At 61.8% G+C, this 21,515-nt stretch carries 19 protein-coding genes; 7 read left to right on the top strand and 12 right to left on the bottom strand.

Annotated elements, in window-relative coordinates:
- Positions 1-82 precede the first annotated feature (82 nt).
- Together JQ558_RS28285 and JQ558_RS28280 are read left to right on the top strand one after the other, a co-directional pair.
- Positions 83-259 carry a hypothetical protein gene (locus JQ558_RS28285; protein WP_212295834.1) on the top strand — a complete coding sequence of 59 codons (177 nt, stop codon included), beginning with the start codon at positions 83-85 and terminating at the stop codon, positions 257-259.
- Between the two features lie 244 nt (positions 260-503).
- The gene (locus tag JQ558_RS28280) at positions 504-2,357 is read left to right on the top strand and encodes a patatin-like phospholipase family protein (protein ID WP_212295833.1); all 1,854 of its coding nucleotides are present in this window, start codon (positions 504-506) and stop codon (positions 2,355-2,357) included.
- A gap of 14 nt (positions 2,358-2,371) precedes the next feature.
- Here the strand turns inward: JQ558_RS28280 and JQ558_RS28275 are convergent, their stop codons facing one another.
- From JQ558_RS28275 to JQ558_RS28265, 3 genes are all read right to left on the bottom strand, one after another.
- Positions 2,372-4,486 carry a CHASE2 domain-containing protein gene (locus JQ558_RS28275; RefSeq protein WP_212295832.1) on the bottom strand — a complete coding sequence of 705 codons (2,115 nt, stop codon included), beginning with the start codon at positions 4,484-4,486 and terminating at the stop codon, positions 2,372-2,374.
- A complete protein-coding gene (locus JQ558_RS28270) occupies positions 4,479-5,177 on the bottom strand; it encodes a Crp/Fnr family transcriptional regulator (protein WP_212211124.1) in 699 nt (232 codons plus the stop codon). Before JQ558_RS28270 ends, JQ558_RS28275 begins: the two co-directional genes overlap by 8 nt.
- Before the next feature lie 122 nt (positions 5,178-5,299).
- A complete protein-coding gene (locus tag JQ558_RS28265) occupies positions 5,300-5,947 on the bottom strand; it encodes a FecR domain-containing protein (RefSeq protein WP_212295831.1) in 648 nt (215 codons plus the stop codon).
- 504 nt (positions 5,948-6,451) lie between these two features.
- On the opposite strand from JQ558_RS28265, the gene JQ558_RS28260 reads away from it, so the two are divergent.
- Positions 6,452-6,610 carry a hypothetical protein gene (locus tag JQ558_RS28260; protein ID WP_212211121.1) on the top strand — a complete coding sequence of 53 codons (159 nt, stop codon included), beginning with the start codon at positions 6,452-6,454 and terminating at the stop codon, positions 6,608-6,610.
- A 213-nt stretch (positions 6,611-6,823) separates the two neighbouring features.
- Here the strand turns inward: JQ558_RS28260 and JQ558_RS28255 are convergent, their stop codons facing one another.
- Positions 6,824-8,239: a sulfatase gene (locus JQ558_RS28255; protein ID WP_212295830.1), complete on the bottom strand. Its 1,416-nt coding sequence runs from the start codon at positions 8,237-8,239 to the stop codon at positions 6,824-6,826.
- Between the two features lie 117 nt (positions 8,240-8,356).
- Between JQ558_RS28255 and JQ558_RS28250 the strand changes: the two genes are divergently transcribed.
- Complete coding sequence (locus tag JQ558_RS28250) at positions 8,357-9,055, top strand: GntR family transcriptional regulator (RefSeq protein WP_212295829.1); 699 nt, start codon at positions 8,357-8,359, stop codon at positions 9,053-9,055.
- On the opposite strand, the gene JQ558_RS28245 is transcribed toward JQ558_RS28250, so the two are convergent.
- Positions 9,046-9,531, bottom strand: coding sequence for an Lrp/AsnC family transcriptional regulator (locus JQ558_RS28245; protein WP_212034820.1), 486 nt, complete (start codon positions 9,529-9,531; stop codon positions 9,046-9,048). The two genes, JQ558_RS28250 and JQ558_RS28245, sit on opposite strands and share 10 nt — an antisense overlap.
- Positions 9,532-9,665: 134 nt before the next feature.
- Between JQ558_RS28245 and JQ558_RS28240 the strand changes: the two genes are divergently transcribed.
- Positions 9,666-9,926: a hypothetical protein gene (locus JQ558_RS28240; protein WP_212211113.1), complete on the top strand. Its 261-nt coding sequence runs from the start codon at positions 9,666-9,668 to the stop codon at positions 9,924-9,926.
- Positions 9,927-10,000: 74 nt separating this feature from the next.
- On the opposite strand, the gene JQ558_RS28235 is transcribed toward JQ558_RS28240, so the two are convergent.
- The 6 genes from JQ558_RS28235 to JQ558_RS28210 all read right to left on the bottom strand — a co-directional run bounded on the left by JQ558_RS28235 (position 10,001) and on the right by JQ558_RS28210 (position 16,942).
- Positions 10,001-11,497 carry an ABC transporter substrate-binding protein gene (locus JQ558_RS28235; RefSeq protein ID WP_212295828.1) on the bottom strand — a complete coding sequence of 499 codons (1,497 nt, stop codon included), beginning with the start codon at positions 11,495-11,497 and terminating at the stop codon, positions 10,001-10,003.
- A gap of 55 nt (positions 11,498-11,552) precedes the next feature.
- Entirely contained in the window at positions 11,553-12,587 is a 1,035-nt protein-coding gene (locus tag JQ558_RS28230) for an ABC transporter ATP-binding protein (protein ID WP_212295827.1), read from the bottom strand.
- Entirely contained in the window at positions 12,584-13,597 is a 1,014-nt protein-coding gene (locus JQ558_RS28225) for an ABC transporter ATP-binding protein (RefSeq protein WP_212295826.1), read from the bottom strand. The genes JQ558_RS28230 and JQ558_RS28225 overlap by 4 nt, the downstream gene beginning before the upstream one ends.
- A gap of 2 nt (positions 13,598-13,599) precedes the next feature.
- Positions 13,600-14,496: an ABC transporter permease gene (locus JQ558_RS28220; RefSeq protein ID WP_212295825.1), complete on the bottom strand. Its 897-nt coding sequence runs from the start codon at positions 14,494-14,496 to the stop codon at positions 13,600-13,602.
- Positions 14,493-15,443 (bottom strand): ABC transporter permease, encoded by a 951-nt coding sequence (locus JQ558_RS28215; RefSeq protein ID WP_212295824.1) that lies wholly within the window; start codon positions 15,441-15,443, stop codon positions 14,493-14,495. Before JQ558_RS28215 ends, JQ558_RS28220 begins: the two co-directional genes overlap by 4 nt.
- A 68-nt stretch (positions 15,444-15,511) precedes the next feature.
- Positions 15,512-16,942 carry an amidase gene (locus JQ558_RS28210; RefSeq protein WP_212295875.1) on the bottom strand — a complete coding sequence of 477 codons (1,431 nt, stop codon included), beginning with the start codon at positions 16,940-16,942 and terminating at the stop codon, positions 15,512-15,514.
- A gap of 113 nt (positions 16,943-17,055) precedes the next feature.
- Between JQ558_RS28210 and JQ558_RS28205 the strand changes: the two genes are divergently transcribed.
- Positions 17,056-17,952: a LysR family transcriptional regulator gene (locus JQ558_RS28205; RefSeq protein ID WP_212211202.1), complete on the top strand. Its 897-nt coding sequence runs from the start codon at positions 17,056-17,058 to the stop codon at positions 17,950-17,952.
- A 972-nt stretch (positions 17,953-18,924) separates the two neighbouring features.
- Here the strand turns inward: JQ558_RS28205 and JQ558_RS28200 are convergent.
- Entirely contained in the window at positions 18,925-19,605 is a 681-nt protein-coding gene (locus JQ558_RS28200; protein ID WP_212211103.1) for a response regulator transcription factor, read from the bottom strand.
- A 791-nt stretch (positions 19,606-20,396) separates the two neighbouring features.
- Here JQ558_RS28200 and JQ558_RS28195 point away from each other — a divergent pair.
- Entirely contained in the window at positions 20,397-21,167 is a 771-nt protein-coding gene (locus tag JQ558_RS28195) for a LuxR C-terminal-related transcriptional regulator (protein ID WP_409410591.1), read from the top strand.
- Positions 21,168-21,515: the final 348 nt, after the last annotated feature.

Raw genomic sequence — 21,515 nt, 5'->3', positions numbered from 1 at the left:
ACTGCGCCAGGCCGGCGCGAATCTTAGTCTCCCGACCATAGACGAAGCGGATTCTCCCTTCGCTAGAAAACAGGAGGCGACCATGAACCACGAACTTCTCAATGACAAAGAGCTTTCCATCGTTAGCGGCGGCAAACCTGCCGGCGGGCACGGCAGCGGCACCGGTGGCGGCACTGGCGGCGGCGGCGGCGGCGGCACCGGTGGCGGCGACGGCCTCGGCTGGCTCCGTAACCTCATCCGCAACATCTTCCCCTTCTAAGGGCTGAAGGCGTTGACAGCACGGAAGAGACCGCCTCTACAGGCGGTCTTTTTTGTGTTGGACGGTCGCTGCAGTGCCGCATCGCGTTTTGCTGCGCAGCAACGAAACATCCTCTATCCGCTTGTCCGGCCACGGCCAGCCGTCAACCGTTACGAAATACCGCAATAAGCAACGCCGAACCTGATATCGCTCGCCGTCGGGCTCTGCTGGCGATAGCATCACAGCCTCGCAGTGGAAGGCGCCGATGAGTAAGCCAGGTCCGGTATTTGCGTGGGGGAGGCTGTCGGAGGACCTCGCGTTGTTCAAGGCGCTCACGCCGGAGCAGCGATTCAAAACCTTCGATGCCATGATCCGGCAGGACCTCGTCCGCGGCGAAATGCTGGTGGCGCAGGGGGACCCCGCCGACTCCCTCTACATTGTGTTGCACGGCGCCCTCGCGGTACGCCGAACCGGCGACTCTCTCCCGATTGCCGAACTCCGCGCCGGAGAGCTGGTCGGTGAGATCGGGTTCTTCGCCAACCTTGCCCGTACCGCCAATGTGATCGCCATCCGCGACACCAGCGTGCTCGTGCTGACGCGCACCGCCTACCAAAGCCTCGCGGAGAACACGCCGGCGATAGCCGAGGCGCTGCTTGCGGCGCTCGCGCTTCGGTTTGCAAAGCGAACGGAACAGATTCCAACGACGCGTACCTCGCCGATGGCGCGCACGGTGGCGCTGATCGATGGTGGCTTTGAGCCGATTCCAGTCGCCTTTTATCGACGCATGCGCGAGACCCTCGCCAGGACCAACGCCCAGATCGTCGATCCGGCCCGCGTCAGCTCGATGTTTCCCGGCCGCGAGCTGGATGCCCCCGAAGTCACCGACTGGCTCAACAAGCTCGAGCAGGTTTCGCCGCTCGTGATTTATCTCGGCAGCGGTGAGGTGCCGGCCTGGACGCGGAAGGCGATCCGGCAGGCGGACATGGTGGTGCTGGCATGTCGCGGAGATGCGCCTGCGGAAAGCCTGACAGATATCGAAACCTTCGCCTGCCAGGTGCATCCGGTGTCGGCCCGCCGGATCGTGCGTATTCATGACCGGCGCAGCGGCGAAGTCAGCGGCACCACGGCGTGGCTCGCGCGCCTGCCCTGCTTCATGCACCACCACGTCGCGCTCGAGGATCAGCTCGACATCGACAGCCTGATCCGCTTTCTGTCCGGGCGTGCGATTGGATTCGTGGCCGCGGGAGGCGGAAGCTTCGGATTCGCCCATGCCGGCATCTACAAGGCGTTTCGCGAGCGCGGCGTGATGTTCGATATCTTTGTCGGCACCAGCGTCGGCTCCGCCATGGCCGCCGGCTTCGCCAAGAACTTCGAGGCTGACCGTCTCGAACGCGGCGCCCACGAGATCTTCGTGAAGAGCCGCAGCTTCCGCCGCCCGACCTGGCCGCGATACGCTCTGCTGGATCACAAGGCGTTCGATCGCGCGCTCGCCGAACAGTACGGGGCGGAGTGCAGGATCGAGGACTGCTGGCGGCCGTTCGCGGCGGTCGCAACCAACCTTTCGACGCACTGCCTCGAGCTGATCCAGTCGGGGTTGCTCTGGCAGGCGGTGCGCGCATCGAGCGCCATACCCGGGCTGTTGCCGCCCTTCTACACCAGGGACGGCGCGATGCTGGTCGACGGATGCCTGATCGATAACGTCCCGCTGGATCCGATGCATCAACTCAAGAGCGGCCCCAATCTGGTCGTGCATTTCGGCGAACCCGAGGTGGAGAGGTTTGACGTCGACTACGCGGCGTTGCCCGGCCGGCTGGAACTGGCTGCCGCGATGCTGGTGCCGTTCCGCAAGAAGCTGCTTCCGGCGGCGCCCAACGCGGTCAACGTGCTGTGGCGCAGTCTCGTCGCCCATCAGCGCTATGATACGATCCCGGCCGCACCGACCGATCACGTCATGCGGCCACCCATTCCGGCCGGAGTCGGCGTAACCGAATTCGAACGCCACACCGAGATTTTCGACTCAGCCTATCTCTGGGCGCGGCAGCGCATCACAGTGCTCGAAGCGGAGGGCAATTCCGCTATTGCCGCCATTCTTGGAAGCGGTGCGCTGACCAGGCTGTGAGCGCTACATCTGTCTTAAGTCGACAGCACGGCCCGCAACTCCGCGGCCAGCAGGCGCGGAACGGGGTCGCCGGGACACTCCGCAGCCAAGCCTTCAAACAACTGCGCCGCGCCGGTCTTATCGCCTTCGATCAATCGATACGCCGCAATATATCGTTCGCGCCAATCCGCCGAGGCCTCCGGCGGCCAGGGTTCAAAAACCTCGACGGGCACGTCAAGGCCGCGCAGTGACGCGACACCGAGCGGCCTGAACAGGGTTGTCGTGCAGCGCGCGGCCGCGAATGGCCCGACACAGATTGTCGATCCATAACGCTTGTTGAGCGCCTCCAGGCGCGCCGCCGAATTGATGGAATCGCCGTGGGCAGTGTAGTCGAGCTTTGACCTGATCCCGATATCGCCGACAATGGCTTCACCGGTTTCGATTCCGATACGCGTGCGGCCAAAGCCGATGTGAGACGGTTCGATCCGGGACTGGAATCCCTTCGCCCATATCCGGATCTCCTCGGCGCAGTCGAGCGCGCGTTGCGGATGATCTTTGAGATCGAGCGGCGCGTTGAAGAACGCGTGGACGGAGTCGCCGACGATCTTATCGACCATCCCGCCATGCTTCATCACAATGGCCGCCATCCCTTCAATATATTCGTCGAGCACGGCGACAAGCTGTTCGGGTCCTGCGCGATGCGTCATCGCGGTAAAGTCCTCGATGTCGGTCCACAGCGCAGTGATCTCGCGCTTCTCGCCGCTCAACTTCAGGAGGCCCGGATTCTCCGCGATCCTCTTCACAACCGCCGGCGCCAGATGTTGCTCGAATCGGCTCCGGATGCGTGCTTCGCGACGGGCCACCAGCGCGTAAGAGCTGACGGAGGATGTCATGAAGACGAACAGCCCTCCTATGGACGGCATCACGGGATCGATCAGCCGATCCCCGAGCAGAGACGCGAGGATCGCCCCCGACCAGAGAGCCGCCAAAGCGGTCAGGCCGACAAAGGCGCCCAGTACCGGCGACAAAGCAGACGCCGCGCCCACGGCGATCAATCCCATCATCAGGGTCAAAGCAAAGCCTAACGGGACCGCTTGTGGCGCCCGGCGCGCGTAGATCTGTTGAATGGCATCGGCCTGAATCTCGACCGACGGGACAAGCGGATCAGTTGGCGTTTCGCGCAATCCGCCAAGCTCCGGCGCCGATCCGCCGATCAATACAATAGCGCCGGCAAGCCGCGCGCGTTGCATGGCGTTGTTGCTCACGACATCAGCAGCGGAGATCGTGCGCGCCTCCCGTTTGCGGATATCGGCGCCGGCCAATCGCAACAGGCCGTCGCCGGGCAACGGCACGTCGAGATCGCCGACGATGATCCGCTGCGGGTTGGCATCGACGGAATAGGCCGGCGAGCGCTCAAACAGCCGGATCGCTTCCAGCGCCAGGCCCGGTCGCGTCGCTTCGCCGGCGCCGACGAGGAGCGGCACGCGCCTGATCCTGCCATCCGCGTCTCCGGGCAACGAAAGCGCGCCAAGCCCTTTCGCCGCGTCGACCAGCGGCGACACCGGCCCGAGGCCGCCGGTCATCCGCCAGAGGCCATCCAGCACGACCGGATGGCGTGCGAGAACCGGCACCCCTGGGACGCCGTCGGCCTTGTCGGCATCGAGAACAAATCCGAGCGCCACCGGAACGCCCTTCATCGCCGCGGCGAGATGCTTGTCACCGTCGAGAAGACCGCCGGCGAGCGCGCTGATATCCTGATTGCCGGTGAGAGAGCCGAGCTGTCGCGCCAACGCGGCTGGAGAGCGGGTATCCACCTGCGTAAAGAGGACATCGATTCCAACGACGGCCGGCTTGCCACTGGCCACCGCTTCGACGAGACGTGCCATCGTCTCGCGCGGCCACGGCCACGGCCCCAAAATGTCAAGCGTGCGCCGATCGATATCGACAACGACGACCGGAACAGCGCTTGCTGTCTCCTGCGGCTTCGATCGGCGGATCTGCCGGTCGGCCGCAAGCACCACATCGAATGCCCTTTCACGAGATACGTTCCGCCATTCCCTCGGCATCAACAATATGGCGGCGAGGAACAGCGCGAGCGCTAGAATGCCGGCAATCAGACCCGAATGAGTCTTGCCAAGCTGGCTAAGCATGAGACCCGTCAACTTCGGCGAGCTTGAGCGGATCGCAGAAGATTCGGTCCAGCGTGCGGCCAATGGCGCCGACTTCCTCCAGCTTGCCCAGTGCCTCGTTGATCTTGGGACGACTGGCGCCGAGCAGCAAGGCGAGTTCGCCCTGTGACATGCCGAGATCAAGCGGCAGCCGCTTTCCCGGCACGGGCTTGCGGTCGCCGATCGCGACCAGGAAGAAGCGCGCCAGCCGGACATGCATCGGATGAAGCGCGATCGACTCAAGTTGTCCGCTGGTGTCCCGCAGCCGGCTGCAGAGAAACGATATCAGCCGCTCGGACAGCACCGGCCGCGCGGTCCAAAGCTTGCGAAAATCCTCCTTGTCGAGCCGGTAGGTCGTCACCGCCGTAAGAGCGGTGGCATCGGCGCTCCTTGTGCCGCCATCAAGCGCCGCAATTTCACCGAGCAGTTCACCCGCTGTCGCATGCCGAAAGCTCAATTCGCGACCATCCTCCGTGGCGATCGCCAATCGCACACGTCCTTCCGCGACGAGGTAAAGGCCCGTCGCGCGCTCGCCGCGCGTAAACAACGCCTGTCCCTTTTTGAATTTGGCTTCGCGAAACGACGGAATGCAGGCCTCGAGATCCTCGAGAGCCAGGCCCTTGAAGAGTTCGGTTTTCGACAGAAGAGAAACGAGAGTATCTTTGCTGGACATTTGTCGCCTGAATGAAAGGCCTCGGTTTGCAATGATTTGACGTCAGACCGGAAAATCTCTTCGCGTCTTCAGGATCTCCATCGTGAAGTTTCCTGCATGCCGTGCGAAATTGATCAGACAAGCTAACTAACGCTGTCCAAAGCGCCGCGAATCCGCTCCGTGCCCCACTTGGTGGCCGCGGAAGGTTTCGAACCCGGAGTGGCCAGGTTTGTCCCCTCTCCCGCCTGTAGCACGACCTCGCTCCCGCCTCCGGAAACAGTGACCGTGCCGTGATCGACAAACACGCCAAAAACGCCGTTGCTCGGTCCGGCAAAGAATTTTGTGCCACGGACAGCAATGAGGCCGTAGGAACTCCTGATCTTCATTGCGGCGGGCCGGCTCCCACTCGGCCGGTCAAAAAGCAACGGACCGGACTGCAGCGAGATTTCGCCTCCGGTGGTCGAAAGAAACTGGTCAATGACCAGTTGCGCCTTTTCGCCGAGCTTGATCGTCGTGTCCTCGCCCATCAACATCGTCAGCCGGGAGGATGGCCCCGTCCCGACGCGATCACCGACAAAAAGCGAGGATGCTTTCTGCAAAGGCCGCTGCTGGTTGCTCGCATCGACAAACGCTTCGCCCTTGATCTCTTGAACGCGGCCGGCAGGATCGGCGGCGCGCACTGGCGAACTGAGGGCTGCTGACGCAAGCAGCGTGCCGACGAAGCCCAAGAGCTCTCGTCGATCGAACGGATGCCCGAAGTATCGCCGCGATCCCTGAAGCATGAAACGCATCGTACAATCCGCTCTATTGCGGGATTGATGCTAGCGGAGCAGCCAAGTGCAGGCAACCGGAAGCCAACAATGGCTGGCCTCCTGTGTGATCTCACTACCGAACTGCCGATCAACTCAAGCAAATCGTAAACCAAATGGATGACACGCGGCCGCGACCGATGTTCTCAAGCCCGCATCGAGCGCGTTTGGATGCTGCCACGACAAATCACTGCGACAAATTGCAGCGCCGGCTTCCTCTAGTCTGAACTCTCTCTGCCGCATGCGGGAGGGAGACGCCGAACCACCTCAAGACTCTCGGGTCTTCACAATTGCCAGCTCCGCAGCTCACTTCACTCCCATATAGTTCCTTATTTTCCAACGTGTTATCAGGCATGCAACCACTCGAATGCTTGCTGTCTTGAGCTGTTCCCCAGGGAACAGCGGGGTAAAGCGCCGTCCCCTATGCTCTGCCGCCGACGTGAGGCTAGCGATAACCGCTGCCGGTCGGACGAGATGGAGAAAGTCATGATCACCCGGCCCAGCAACACCCACAGCCAACTCGGCGACAACGAACCCAATGCCGTCGTCGGCGGTCACCGCAAGTTTCGCTATAAAACGATGTACGGCCGCACCTATGCCATCGGCTACGTCAACGGCCGCACCCTGATGGTAAGGGTCGACTGATTAGCCAGAGGATACGGCCATCATCACCGTATCCTTGCAGGTTGATGATTTGCTTGATGCAGACGAAAGAGAATGGGACAGCAATTCGCTGTCCCATCCTTTGCGCGGTTTGATGGACACTCTCAGTGACGTCTTCCGCGAGGCCTCAGCGATCTCGACGATGCCGCCTCGGCAGCTTATGCGTCGAGCCCTTCCGAGCGATGTCGCGAACCGTCATGCGCGTTCGAGCAAGGCGGCAAGGCGCGGATCGCTGTACTTGCTGGCGACTCCAGCGCGGCGCAGGTCCTCTGCATACATCTCCAGCATGGCACGGATGACGGCAGGGTGCTTTGGCGCCACGTTGGTCGTTTGCTTTGGATCGGAGCGCAGATCATAGAGTTCGACCGGCTCGCTCGGCGTAGCGTAGAGCAGCGACCAGTCTTTCGTGGTGATGGTGACAGGCTGCCATTCGACCACTGTCCGCATCAGATCGTCGACCACTTCGACCGTCTCGCCGGGATTGGCGAGCGGCAGGGCCGTCAGCACGTGATCGCGCCCTTCGAAGGGCTGACCGCGGACCGCAGGAAGCAGCGAGAGTCCCTGCATCTCCGCCTGGCGCGGCAGGCCGGCCATGTCGCAGATCGTGGGAGCGAGGTCGAGCGCGCAGGTCAGCTTGCTGGTTCGTCCGGGCTTTGCGCCCGGCACATGGATCAGCAGCGGCACCCTGGCGATTTCCTCGTAGAGCGGCGAACGCATCCACGTCGCTTCGCCGGGCGCCCTGCGGACCATCTTGCCCATCAACCCATGCTCTCCCAGCAGGAAGCCGTGGTCCGAGACGAAGATGATGGCGGTGGAGTCCTCGATGCCGAGATAGACGAGTTGGTCGAGCAGATGCCCGATCCAGCGATCGACCAGTTCGAGTTCGCCGCTGTAGAGCGCGCGCGCCACCGCGATGTCGCGATCGGTCATGCCGTGCTTCTTGCAGTCGCCATAGGGCGGGTGCACGCGTTCGCCGGCATAGTCGGGAAGATAGTGTCTGACGTAATAGGCGGGCGGGTCCCACGGTTCATGCGGATCCCAGGTGTCGACCAGCGCAAAGAACTTATCCTGGTAGATTTCCTCCAGGCACTTAGCTGCCTGCACCATGGTGATCGGTGCCGGGCAATCCATCTCGCCGGTGCGCGGATCGGGCTTCACCTTGCCGGTGATCGGCCATTGCGGAAGCTTGCCTTCGCCCTGGCGCTTGGTCTTGTTGGGTGCGGTGTAGGAGCTGTAATGCGGCGTTCCCAGAAGCTGGGATTTCATGTCGTAGAAGAAGTTGAAGCCGCGATCATATGAATAGCCGTTGACCTGGTAGAACGGCGTGTCCACCACGCCGAGCGTCGTGTAACCCGCTTCGGTCAATGAGGTCGCAATCGAGCGATCGGCGCGCGGCAGCGCGCCCCAGCCGACGCCGGCAAAGGCAGGCTTGCCGGTGAGATAGTCGTAGCGCGCAGGCACTGTCGGAAAGCTCGACGCATAATAGCGATCGAAGACCATCGAGCGCGCGGCGAGCCGATCGAGATTGGGAGTTCGGACGTGGCCCCCGTTGTATCCGAGCATGTCCCAGCGGACAGTGTCGGATACGATCATCAAAATGCGTTCCACCACGGCAAACCTCCCATTTTCCGCGTTCTTTTTTAGTAATATATCACATATCACATAACGTCAACTGTAATACGTCACACGTTACATTTACTCACCCGCGAGTTTCGGATAGTGACAGCCATGGATCTTCGACAAATCGGCGCATCGAGTCTGGTGTCCGGACCCAGCCTGCGGGAGCAAGCCAGGCAGGTGATCCGTGGACTGATCATCACGGGACAGATGCAACCCGATCAGCTCTATTCCGTCCCGCGTCTCGCGATCGATCTCGGCGTCTCGGCGACACCCGTCCGCGAAGCTCTGCTCGATCTCGCGCGCGAAGGCCTGCTTGAGCCCGTGCGAAATCGCGGCTTCCGCGTGGTCTCGCTTTCGCCTGGCGAACTCAACGATATCTTCGCGATCCGCCTGCTGCTCGAAGTCCCTGTTGTCGCCGAGATCGCGCGGGCCCGCCTCACGCCCGCGCAGACCGAGCAACTGCGCCATCTTGCCCAGGCCACGAAACGGGCCGCCGATGACGGCAATCTCATTGAGTTCCTGGAGACCGATCGCCAATTCCACGTCGGACTCATCGCTACACTCGGCAACAAGCCCCTCGCCGACCTGGTCGAGACGCTGCGCGATCGCGTTCGGCTTCACGGCTTCAAGAATGACTCGACGCGCGAACATATCGCGCAGTCGGCCAGCGAGCATTTCCAGTTGCTCGACGCGCTGTCAAAGCAGGATGAGGCCGGCGCTGTGGCGGTGATGCGCCGCCACCTCGAACGATCGCGCCACGTCTGGGGCGAAGGCGATCGCAAGCCGCACACCGAAGATCAGACCTGAATCGAGGTCAGCTTCTTCAGGCACCGTAGCGCGAATGACGATCGGCTGTGGCGGATGCCCGGAATGCGATAAAGCTTTTCTCGCAGGAAGCGTTCGTAGCCGGCCGTACTCTCGACGGCGACCTTGACCAGATAGTCATAATCTCCTGTCGTGAGATAGGCCTCGATCACTTCGGGCAAACCAGCGAGCAATTCTCCGAACCGCTCCAGCACCTCCTCATCGTGACGGTCGAGCGTGATTTCGATGATCACTGTTTCCGGCAGACCGAGCTTCTCCTGATTGAGGAGCGCAACATAGCCGTCGATGTAACCCTGCTTCTCCAGTCGCTTGAGTCTGTTCCAGCATGGCGTCGTGGATAGCCCGACCTTGTCGGCCAGCTCCGCCGTCGTGAGCCGTGCATCGGCTTGCATCGCCCGCAAGATGCGCCGGTCGGTCTCGTCAAGGCGCAGTGAGTCCTTCCGCCGCGTCGCTTTCATGACCGAGAACTCTATTCTGGGTATTGGTTCATTTCCGAGGATAATTATATCGGTAACTTGTCAAATTGCCAGACGAAAGGAAGCCTCTTCTCAGGAAACACGGATACAACTTCTCCAAATTTGAAGGGGATGCCGTGTTCATTCTGGAGCTGCACGCAAGCGATCTACATGCCGCGCTCGGTCGCCTTCTCGACCAGGTGCGCGTCGCCGACCTTCGGCTGGCGGCCGTCGATGCCCGCCAGGAAGCCGGCGAATACAAGATCCAGGCTTCCATCGACGTCCGCGACCGCCAGGCCGTCGAAAGGCTCGCCCGCCGCGTCGGCGCGATCATCGGCGTTGCCGCGATCGAGGTGAGAGGCGGACGTCAGCACGCGATACTGGCGGCCGCCCCATGATCTCACCCGATCAGGCGCGCAATGGTCGCCGCAACAGCTTCCGACAGGTCCGCTAACCGTCCCTCGCGAGGCGGCTATTCCCAGGACCAGGCGGAGAAGTCATTTTCGAATTGCGGGACTTCCTTCCACACACCCTTCAGCTTCTTGCTCGCAATGGTGATCCATTGCGGCTGGAACAGGAAGCCGGCAACCGCATCGGTAGCCAGCATGCGCTGCGCGTCGCCGAGCAGTTTGGCGCGTTCGGCCTCGGCCGGTGTCGCCTTGATCTGCTGGTAGAGCGCGTTGAAGGCCTCGTTGTTATAGCCGAGATAATAGTCAGGCTCGGTTATCTTCACGAGATCGAACGGCTCGACATGCGAGACGATGGTGAGATCGAAATTGTGCGGGCCGTTGCCGGCAAACACCTGTGACAGCCACTGCGCCCATTCGACGTTCTCGATCTTGGCTGTTATGCCGACCTTGGCGAGCTGGGCCGCGAGGATTTCCCCGCCGTTGCGCGCATATGATGGCGGCGGCAGCTTGAGGCTGAGCTCCAGCGGCGTTTTGACTCCCGCTTCTGCCAGCAGCTTCTTGGCCTTTTCCGGGTCGTATGGATTGATGCCGGTCGTGTCGACATAGCCGAGCGATCCCGGCGTATAAAAGCTGCCGATCGGCGTGCCAAAGCCATCGACTGCGCCGTCGATCATCGCCTTGCGATCGATGGCGGCGAGAATGGCGCGGCGAACCCGCACATCGTCGAGCGGCTTCCTCTTCTGGTTGATGCCGACGATGGTCTTGGCTTTGGAGCCGCCGATCAGCACATTGAAGCGCGGATCGGCCTTGAATTGCGCCACGCTGCGCGCCACCGCGGCGCGCGGAAACGCATCGATGTCGCCCGACAGCAGCGCTGCAACCTGCGCGGAGGGATCGCCGATGAAGCGGATCGTCACCTTGGAAAGCTTGATCGCAGCGGCGTTGCGATAATCCGGCCATTTGTTCAGGGTGATCGACGATCCCTTGGCCCAGGCACCGAGCGTAAAGGGTCCGGTCCCGACCGGCTGCGTCGCATTGGTCGGCGCGCTCTTCGGCTCGACGATCGAGCCGCCGGCCTGACCGATCAGGAACGGCAGGTTCGGTTCGGAATATTTGAGCACGACCACGACCGTCTCCGCGTCAGGCGCGGTGACCGACTCAAACGCCTGGTACAGGCTCTTGTCCTTGTTGGTGCTGGTCGGCGCCGCGTTGCGATCGTAGGAGAACTTTACCGCAGCGGAATCGAACGGCTCGCCGTTGTGAAATTTGACGCCCTTGCGGAGCTTGAACGTATAGGTCTTCAGGTCTTCCGACGCCTTCCAACTCTCGGCGAGCAAGGGCGATACCGAACCGTCCTCGTTGATCTTGGTCAACGTCTCATAGAGGTTATAGAGCGTGACCTCGGCAATGGCGGCCGCGGCTGCGTTGGTGGGATCGAACCCCGGCGGCTCCAGCGTCATGCCCATGATGACGCTGTCCTTCTTGCCCTGCGCCAGGCTCGGCAGCGGCGCGGCGGCGAACGCGGCCACAACTGCAAAAATGGCTAACTTTCTGAACATCGCTTGCTCCCCTGACATATCGCGCGACCAGACTAAGCCAGTCCCGCATAAAAGGCTAACTCTCCTCCGACGCTACCGGAGGCAATGCCATGACAGTCTCGGCGCGATGGCACGCGGCTGATTGCAATGGACCCACCGTGCGCAGCGCAGGCGCGACCTCGCGACAGTGCTGGTCGGCGAGCGCACAGCGTGACGCGTAGGGACATCCCGTTGCGCCCACCGAATGCGAGGCGATCACCTGCGCACCGCGGCGCCGGCGCACTCCGCCGGCCCGGGCGCGCGGCACCGCTTCGAGCAGCGCCCGCGTGTAGGGATGGGCGCAATGCGCGAACAGATCCTCAGGGCTCCCCTGCTCGACGATCCGCCCGAGATACATCACCGCGATCTCGTCGCAGAGATAATCCACCACCGCCAGATCGTGGCTGATCAGGACGTAGCTCAATCCGAACTGATCCTGCAGGTCTTGCAGGAGATTGAGCACCTGCGCCTGCACGGAGACGTCGAGTGCGCTGACCGGCTCGTCGGCGACGATCAGTTTTGGCTGGGTGATCAGCGCGCGCGCGATCGCGATCCGCTGGCGCTGGCCGCCGGAGAATTCATGCGGGAACTTGTCCATATCGGCCTCGCGCAGTCCGACCTGCCGCAGTACGTCGGCAACGCGCTGACGCAGCGCGGCGCGATCCATGCGTCCGAGCGCGGTCAAGGGCTCCGCGACGATGCGCGCAATGGTCTGTCGCGGGTCCAGCGAGCCGTAGGGATCCTGAAACACCATCTGAAAATCACGCCGGGCGCGGCGTAACTCGTCAGCCGGCAGCCGGTTCAGGTCGCGGCCCATGAGCGACACCGAACCCGACGACGGCCGCTCCAGCGCCATCACCAGCCTCGCGAAGGTCGACTTGCCCGATCCGGACTCGCCGACCACACCGAGGCTTCGGCCCGCCGTCACCTGTGCGGTGACGCCGTTGAGCGCATGCACCTGTCCGGCCGGCCTGAACACGCTTTCGCGCGGCAAGGTGTAGCGCTGCGCCAGATCCTTCACATCGAGCAGCGGCGGTTCGGCGGACGATGACACCTGGTCCAGCACGGTCATGCGCCCAAAACTCCGGCCGCCTCAGCCATCGAAACATCCGTCCTGAGACAGCGCACGCCGTGGCCGGCGCCGACGTCCACCGCGGCCGGCGGCGCCACGCGGCAACGATCCTCGACGATCGCGCAGCGGTCGGCGAAAGTGCAACCGGAGGGCAGATCGGCAAGCTCGGGCACGGTGCCGGCGATGGTCTTCAGCCGGGTGCCCTTGCGCGCCCCAAGGCGCGGGCGAGCGCGAAACAGCCCCTGCGTATAGGGATGTCCCATGCGCGTGAACACCGCTTCCGTCGCGCCGCTTTCGACGACGGTGCCGCCATACATCACCATCATGCGCTGCACATTCTCGGCGATGACGCCGAGATCGTGCGAGATCAGAATCATCGACATGCCGCGCTCGGCAACGATATCCGCGATCAGGTCGAGAATCTGTCCCTGGATGGTGACGTCGAGCGCCGTGGTCGGTTCATCGGCGATCAGCACGTCGGGCTGGCAGGCCAGCGCCATGGCAATGGTAACGCGCTGCCGCTGCCCTCCGGAGAACTGGTGCGGATAGGCATCGACGCGTTTCGCCGCATCGGGCAGCCCGACACGATCGAGCAAGGCGATGGCCTGCTTGCGCGCCTCTCCCGCCGAACAATTGGTGTGGCGCCGCAATGGTTCGGCCACCTGGCGGCCGATCGTGTGCATCGGATTGAGCGCGGTCATCGGCTCCTGGAAGATCATGCTGATGCGATTACCGCGCAGCTTGCAGTAACTCGCATCCGGCAGACCCACCAACTCGCTGCCGTCGAGGCGGATGCTGCCGCTGATGACGGCGCTGTCGGGCAGCAGGCCCATCAGCGCCAGCGCGGTGACGGATTTGCCGCATCCGGATTCGCCGACGAGGCCCAGGGTCTCGCCGCGCCTCAGCGAGAAACTGACGCCGCGAACGGCCTGCGCGGGGCCGCGGCTGGTGTTGAGCCGCACGCCGAGGTCGCTGACTTCGATCAAAGGCGCGTTGGCGGACACGGTCATGCTCAACGCTCCCGCGCCAGCCGGGGATCGAGCAGATCGCGCAATCCGTCTCCGAACAGATTGAGTCCAAGCACAGCGATGGCGATCGCCGCGCCCGGATAGACCGCGAGCATCGGCGACTGGAACAGCAGCGTCTGGGCATCGTTCAGCATGCGACCCCAGGACGGTTGCGGCGGCTGCGTGCCAAGCCCGAGATAGGACAACGCCGCTTCGGCCAGGATTGCGAGTGCGAACTGGATCGTCGCCTGAACGATCAGGATCGGCAGGACGTTGGGCAGCACGTGCTCGATCGTGATGCGGAAGCCGCCTTTGCCGCAGGCGCGCGCGGCCAGCACGAACTCCCGCGCCCAGATCGCATTGGCCGATCCACGGGTCAACCGGACGAGAGTCGGAATCTGAAAGATGCCGATGGCGACGATCGAGGTCACCATGCCCGGGCCGAAGACCGCCGCCAGCATGATGGCCGAGAGCACCGCGGGAAACGCAAAGGTGAAGTCGCTCATCCGCATGATGATCTCTTCGGTCCAGCCCTTGCGCGCGGCGGCGATCAGTCCAAGACACACCCCGAAAGTGAGACCGATCCCGACGGCGATGATGCCAACCATGATGGTGGAACGGGCACCTACCAGCAGCAGCGAGACGATATCGCGGCCGAGCACGTCGGTGCCGAGCCAATGCGCGGCCGACGGTGGTCGCAGCTTGGAGGCCACGTCGATTTCATAGGCGGACCACGGCGTCCAAACCAGCGACAGCAAGGCAGCACAGAGCACCATCAGGCTGAGCGTGCCCCCCGCGACAAAGCTGCGGTGGCGCAGCGCGCGGCGCCAGAAGCCGGTTGCAAGCCGCGGACGCGCAGTGGCGCCGCCAACCTCGACTGAGGCGCTCAGCGGCGTATTCATAGGCTGTGTACCTTGATGCGCGGATCGATGAAGGCGTAGAGCACATCGACCACAAAGTTGACGATGACAACCACCGCCGCCAGCAGCATCACGCAGTTGCGCACCACGATCAGGTCGCGATTGGCGATCGACTGGAAGATCAGCCGGCCGAGACCCGGCAGATAGAACACGTTCTCGATCACGATCGTCCCCGCCAGCAGGTTGGCGAACTGAAGGCCCATGATCGTCATCACCGGGATCATCGCATTGCGCAGCACGTGCTGCCACAAGACGTCGCGCTTGCTCAAACCCTTGGCGCGTGCGGTGCGCACGAAATCCTCACGCAGCACCTCGAGCACCGCCGAACGCGTGACCCGTGCGAGGATCGCCGCCTGCACCACCGATAGCGAGATCGCAGGCAGCAGCAGCGACTTGATCCCGGCAATGATGCTTTCGTCCCAGCCGGCAAATCCGCCGGCCGAAAGCCATTGCAGCTTCACCGAGAACAGCAGGATCAGCAGGATGGCGAACCAGAAATTGGGAAGCGCGATGCCGAACTGGGTCAGCGACATCACGCCCACATCGCCGAGCTTGTTGTGATTTGCCGCCGTATAGATTCCGGCAGCCAGGGCCAGCACGACCGTCATGGACATCGACATGACGGCCAACGGAATCGTCAGCGTGAGGCGCTCCGCAATCAGGCCGGCGACAGGGGTGCCATAGGCATAGCTGTTGCCCAGATCGCCGGTCAGCATCCCCTTGATCCAATGGACGTACCGATAGTACAGCGGCTGATCCAGCCCGAGCTTGACCGTCAGCGCCCGGACGGCGTCAGGCGAGGCATCCGCGCCCATCAGCATCTGCGCGGCGTTGCCGGGCAACGCATCCAGAACGAAAAAGATGATGAGCGACGCGCCAACCAGCGTCGCCAGCAGTGTCAGAAAGCGGCGGAAAAGGAAGACGCTCAAGTCTCGATTCCCTCGTTGGCGGCCAGTCCCTTGCCGGCGATCAGGTGTGATGGCGGCCGCATTTTCGTTTAGACGTCCAGCCCCGGCCACCGGCCAAGCAGTTCTTGCGAGCCCTCAAACAACGCGCTGACGCGCAGCAGTTCGATGTCGCCACGGAATTTGCCGACGAGTTGAATGCCGAACGGCAGGCCGTCCGCATCAAAGCCACAGGGCAGACTGACCGCCGGATGACCGGTCATGTTGAACGGCATCGTCCAAGGAAACCAGCTTGGCCGAACGTCGCTCAACACTCGCCCGTCGATTTCGATCGTGCCGAACAGGTCCTGATCGATCGGAAGCGCGGTGCGGGTGATGGTTGGCATCGCGAGAATATCGACCCTCTGCAACAAACTCTGAATCCGCCGGAACAAGGCTGTACGGTCAAACATCGCCCGCTGATAGTCAACGCCGCTTACCTTCGTGGCCAGCGCCAGTTGCTTTTTGAAGGTTTCGCTCAGCACGTCGCCATGATCGGCCGCGAGCTTCTCGAATCGCGTGCGCCAGGCAGTGTGATTGATGGCCCGCCAGATCGGCTCCACCTCAAATCCGTCGGCGGACATTTCCTCGACCTCGGCCCCAAGGGCTTCCAGCCTGGCAAGCGCCGCCTTGAATGCGGCTGCGACGTCGGCCGCAACCGGCCGGCCTGAAGGCGCAAGGCAGAATGCAATCTTGCGCCCGCGCAGATCTCCGTTTGGAGCCGATCCCTCGACGAAATTCCATTGCGGGAATCCTATCGACCACGGATCGGAAGCATCTTCTCCCGACATTGCCTGCATCATCAGGGCCGTGTCCGCGACGGTGCGCGTCATCGGGGTGACGTAGGTCTGGTTGCCGAACGCGTCCTGCACCTGGCTGTGGGGAATGACACCGTTGCTTTGCTTCAGCCCGACAACGCCATTGCAGGCCGCCGGAATCCGCGTCGAGCCGCCGCCATCCGTCGCGATCGCCAGAGGCGCGATGCCGCTGGCCACGGCAACCGCCGCTCCCCCGCTTGAGCCACCGCTCGAGCGCGCGCCGCTCCAGGCATTGCGCGTACGGCCGAACAACGGCGAATCCGTCAGGCACTTGGTGCCGAACTCCGGCGTCGTGGTTTTGCCTATGAGGATGGCACCCGCTGCCCGCATGCGCGCCACGGCGACCGCATCATGATCAGGAACGTTATCCTTGTAGGGGACCGCTCCGAACGTCGTTCGCACCCCCCTGGTGTTAACCAGATCCTTCACGGTGAACGGAACGCCGTGAAGAACGCCCGGCGGCTCCCCGGCCATGACCGCACGCTCCGCCTTGCTTGCCTCGGCCATCGCCTCGTCGCCGCAGAGCGTGATGAAACAGTTCAACTCGGGCTGCATTCGCTCGGCGCGGGCAAGAACGGCACATGTAATTTCAATCGGTGAAACGTCCTTGCGGACGATCCGTGCGCGGAGTTCAGTCGCAGGCAGGAAGCACAGTTCATCACTCATCGCGCCAAGGCCCCGGGATCGAGTTGACGCGAAGATGACATTCGCATTGACTTCAGGTCCAATACCATCGGACAACGGAGCCATACGATTTCGGTATGGCACGAGATTTCGGTATGCCAATAACGGACCTCCGCCGTCTCCGCTACTTCGTTGCCGTTGCAGAAGAACGCAGCGTGGGTCGGGCAGCCGTCCGCCTTCGCATGGCGCAGCCGCCATTGTCGGTTCAGATTCGCAAACTGGAATCGGAAGTAGGAACTTCGCTGTTTCGTCGGGACACCCGGGGAATGGAGCTGACGGCGTCCGGTCGGGCCTTGCTGTCGCGCGCGCGTGAAGCGCTGGCCCTGACGGCTGAAGGTTTCGAGGCAGCCAGGGCGGTGGCGGCGGGACGCCGGGGGAGATTGTCAGTCGGGTACATGTTCGCGCTCGCCCACGCCGTGTTGCCCAAGCTCGTTCCGGAACTCCGAAGGTCGCTTCCGAAGGTCGACCTCGAATTCATAGAACTGAGCGCGTCGACGCGGGAGGCGCGGTTGCTGGACCACAGCGTGACTGTCGCACTGTGCATGCCTGCAATTCGTCACAGCGAAATTGAGGCCTCCACGATCGGAACGCAGCGATTGATGCTGGCCATGCCGGCCGGTTCGCCGCTGGCACGCTCCGCGGCCGTACCGGTGAAAAGACTTGAGGGCCGCCCGCTGATCAGCCTGCCCGGGGCCGCTGAAGATCCCGCGACCTCTGTTGTGACGTCGCTGCTGAGGCGGCATCAGGTCGGCATGCCGGTTGCGAACCGGGTCGAAACGGTCCACTCGGCTCTCAGCATGGTCCTCGCCGGGGAAGGCCTGGCGATCCTTCCAGCCTGCGCCGAACTCGGATGTCCAACGGGTGTCGTGTTCAGGCCTTTCCTGGATGCCGACGACGCTATTGATGTCGCGGTTTGCTGGCGCCGGGATTCTCTCAATCCGTTAGTCCGGAATTTCCTGAAGTGCGCCGAAAAGGTGATCCGCCAAGTTTGAGCCGATCGATATTATCGCGCGTTCGCGCTCTTGCCAGCCGGCTGGCGACGAGGATTTTTGTCGGAAGATTCTCCGGGACAATCCGGCCGCTCTGCAGTTTCAGGCAGGCCTAGGCCGATGCCTGGACAGCGACGTTCCTGCCAGATATCGAAGCGCCTGCTATGGCGCCGTGCCCAAGGCGATCCAAATCGCAACAGCGATGCACCAGACAATAGCCGCGTATGGCAGAGCAATACGCATTTTGCCTCCGCTCAAAATCGCACGAAACCAACGGGTGAACAATATTGGAATAACGTTCGTTCGTACCGCCCTGATTGAGGTCGATAGCCGCGCGGCCGCCGGCACACAGCCCGCGCTGATCATGAACTGCACGAATCGCACCTAAGACTGTCGCCAGACGACGCGCCAAGTCTACCATCCAATGGGGGTACCCCTTAAAAAACGCTTCTGCGCCAAGGAAGTGTTCTGGTTACGCCGCATCCAGCCGAATATCGTCGTGTGTCAGAATAGCTCTGCACTGATTCGATTGCAGCCTGGACTGTCCCATGAAGTCCAACCTATCGATTGGCGTTCGTGTTCGAATGAGCGCTCTTGGTGCATCACGCTGCGCGCGCCTTGCCAACAAGACGGGCACGATTGTTGGAGGGAGCGTCTACGTGAATAGCGTCAGCGTCTTGTTCGATGGAAATAAATCGCCGACCACCATTCATCGCGAATACGTTGAAGTAGTGCCACCAGCCCTGGACACAACACGAGACAGCCTGGCAAAGCGGCACTGAAAGCGAGAATTTCGTCTCACCCGATTGGGTTAGAGCGCGCCACCAGTACCGATGAGGCTATCGTCTCATGCGAAAATGGCCAGCCGTACGGACGACATGTTCGATCCATCGACGTCGCCGATGACTTGGTACTTCCAGGTCACCTTTATTGATTGGACCGGCACGGATTTCCCTCAGCCTGTCCCAGCTTCCATCAATCGGAAGAGATGGGCTGCGCCGGCTTGTCCTCAGGGGTACCCGCGCGATCGCTCTGCGAAATTGCGAGCGCCGCAAGCACCGTCCGGTTACTGATCTCGAGCTTCTGAAAAATGTGATGAAGATGCACCTTGATGGTGCCGTCGGTAATACTCAGGCGCCGACCAATTTCCTTGTTCGATAATCCTTCGGACACCAGGCGCATGATCTGGCGCTCACGATCCGTCAACGTTGTCAGCGCATTCTCAGCGACCGCGCTTTGCTCCCGAGTTATCGTTTGCTCAGGCGAAAGCAGTGGCAACAGCCGCTGACCTGTCGCAACCTCGCGCAAGGCCTGCATCAGAGCTTCGGACTCCGTATCCTTCGAAATGACGCTGTAGCCTTCGGCCGCAGCTGCCATAACCAGTTCGCAGTCCTCATCAGATGCGGTGAAAAACACCAGTCGCGTGGAAAGATTCTCGGAATTGATGACGGAGAGAATTTCCGACTCGGTCACGCCAGGAATTGAAACGCCAAGAATTGCGATGTCCGGCCTGAACTTCCGCAGCGCCTCGATGCAACTCGCACCGTCACTGCAACTCGCAACAATGTTGAAGTCGCCGTCGGCGCCAAGCAGGCGGCTCAACCCCTGCAGAACGATCGGATGCCGGTCTGCGATCACTACGCTGGTACAACGCATCGGGCGGTCCTCAGCCTGTCCCCCCAATAACTTAAACCCCACTCGCCCCTGCTTGTTTCACTGCTAGCCTAAACGAGTTCGAGACAAATTTCCAACAATGCACGGCATTTGATGCCGCAACGCAAAACGAGGTTAACCTGCGTCCTGTCTGCCTGTCTGTGTCTCAAAAGATGTAACCCCTTCGCAGTGCTTCCGTAGAAGTACGGATCGGTTTCGAGTCACGCGTTACTCGCTTTCGCATTTCATCATTTGAAGCTCTCGCGCCAGTGCATCTGTACTTGGCGACACCGTCAGCAGCGCAAAAGTTTCACAACGCCTGATTAGCGTCGCGCTATCAACTCGCTCAGAGAATGCGGCAGAAGGGGTCGTTAGCCATTATGAACGACATCCATCTGCCCGAGCGGGCACTATAACCAAAGGTATATAGGGATACGGAGAATTCGAATCTAACATTCGTAAAGACTTTACTAACGCGGATCCCTCGAAACCTGCCAAGCCGATATCCCTGCGAACGTAGGAAAGCAAGCATCACAGATTCGGGGCCTTTCAAATCCGCCAACAAAAAACCCCTTTGAACGAAGGAGCAAGACGACCGGAGAAGAAGTCCGACTGAAGTACGAGCCAATCATTTAGTTCAAAACAATTGCGTTTGGCGGGAGAGTAAAATGCGGAGGCAAAAATCTTTTACAACGGTTCTCGTTGGCAGGAGCATCTTAGTTAGGGAAGGAATTGCCAGAATCCTACGCGCAGCAAATTGTCGCACATCCGCCTCGGTATCGTGCGCTGATGATTTGCCGCCCGGCAAACTCCAACCACATCAATTGCTATTTCTCATTGTCCACACCGGTGACGATTTCAGCGTCGCCCTCGAACAGATCGAAATCTTGCGACAGAGGTATCCGGGCGGCCGCTTTGCAATCGTGGCCGATCACTATCGGCTGGATGAACTGGTTTCGGCATTTCGGGCCGGCGCCAATGGCTTTTTCGTCGACGTAATGAGGTGTGACGTATTCATCAAATCCGTCGAGTTGGTGATGATGGGTGAAACATTTTTTCCGCCGGCATTCCTGTCATTGTTCCTCGATTCCAAAGGCAACCATCTGCCTGAGGCGACGCCGAGCGACGAAAGCGGCGAGGCAATCCTCGTTACAAGCGAGGACACGATCGCGCCGCAGCTTTCCCCTCGGGAGAAGTCGATCCTGCGCGGCCTGATCGAAGGCGAGTCCAACAAATCCATAGCGCGAAAAATCGACATCGCCGAGGCGACCGTGAAGGTCCACGTCAAGGCAATCCTGCGCAAGATCCGGGTCCAGAACCGGACGCAAGCGGCGATTTGGGGGATGAACAATCGGGCAAGCAGCTTTCAGCCCTCAATCGCAAGTGTGAGCGAGCGACACCCGAACACCATCGCGGCGATCTCCGAAATCAAGCAAATCGGGGGGCCGGCGCCAGTGGAAGTGCTTAACCACGAGACAAATCAAGCCGAGGTAGCGCGTTACGACGGCCTGATCCGCAAGGACATCAACCCAAGGACTGTTGGCGCAGCGCGGTTTGGTAAATAGCCGGCGATCGCGGCGGGATTTGAAAGTCAGTGCCGCCGCGGTTTGCATGCGTTGCGTGCGCAATAGCGAGGCGTGCCGCCACGACGTCTTCGCGTTGCGCGATGTCCGGCTGCCGACATCGAGATCGAGCCAGAATGGCACGCGAAAGGCCGCGGCGAAATCTCGCGGGCGCTGACGGGCAGGCGGGCCCAAGCTGGCGGCCTATCTCGATCTGCACGAAGTCCTGCAATGTCACACGGACACATCGGCACCGAGGACGCTGCAGACGATCCGGCTCGTGTGCGACCACCGGGAGCCGTCGATGCCGACCTAGGTCGGGTAGCGTCCCTGCGTCTTGGCCAGGCGAAG

It is taken from the genome of Bradyrhizobium sp. AUGA SZCCT0160 (assembly GCF_018130105.1).
In the GTDB taxonomy this organism is placed as follows: Bacteria; Pseudomonadota; Alphaproteobacteria; order Rhizobiales; family Xanthobacteraceae; genus Bradyrhizobium.
The sequence above is the reverse complement of the archived record's forward strand: the minus strand, read 5'-3'. Positions and strand labels throughout refer to the sequence as shown.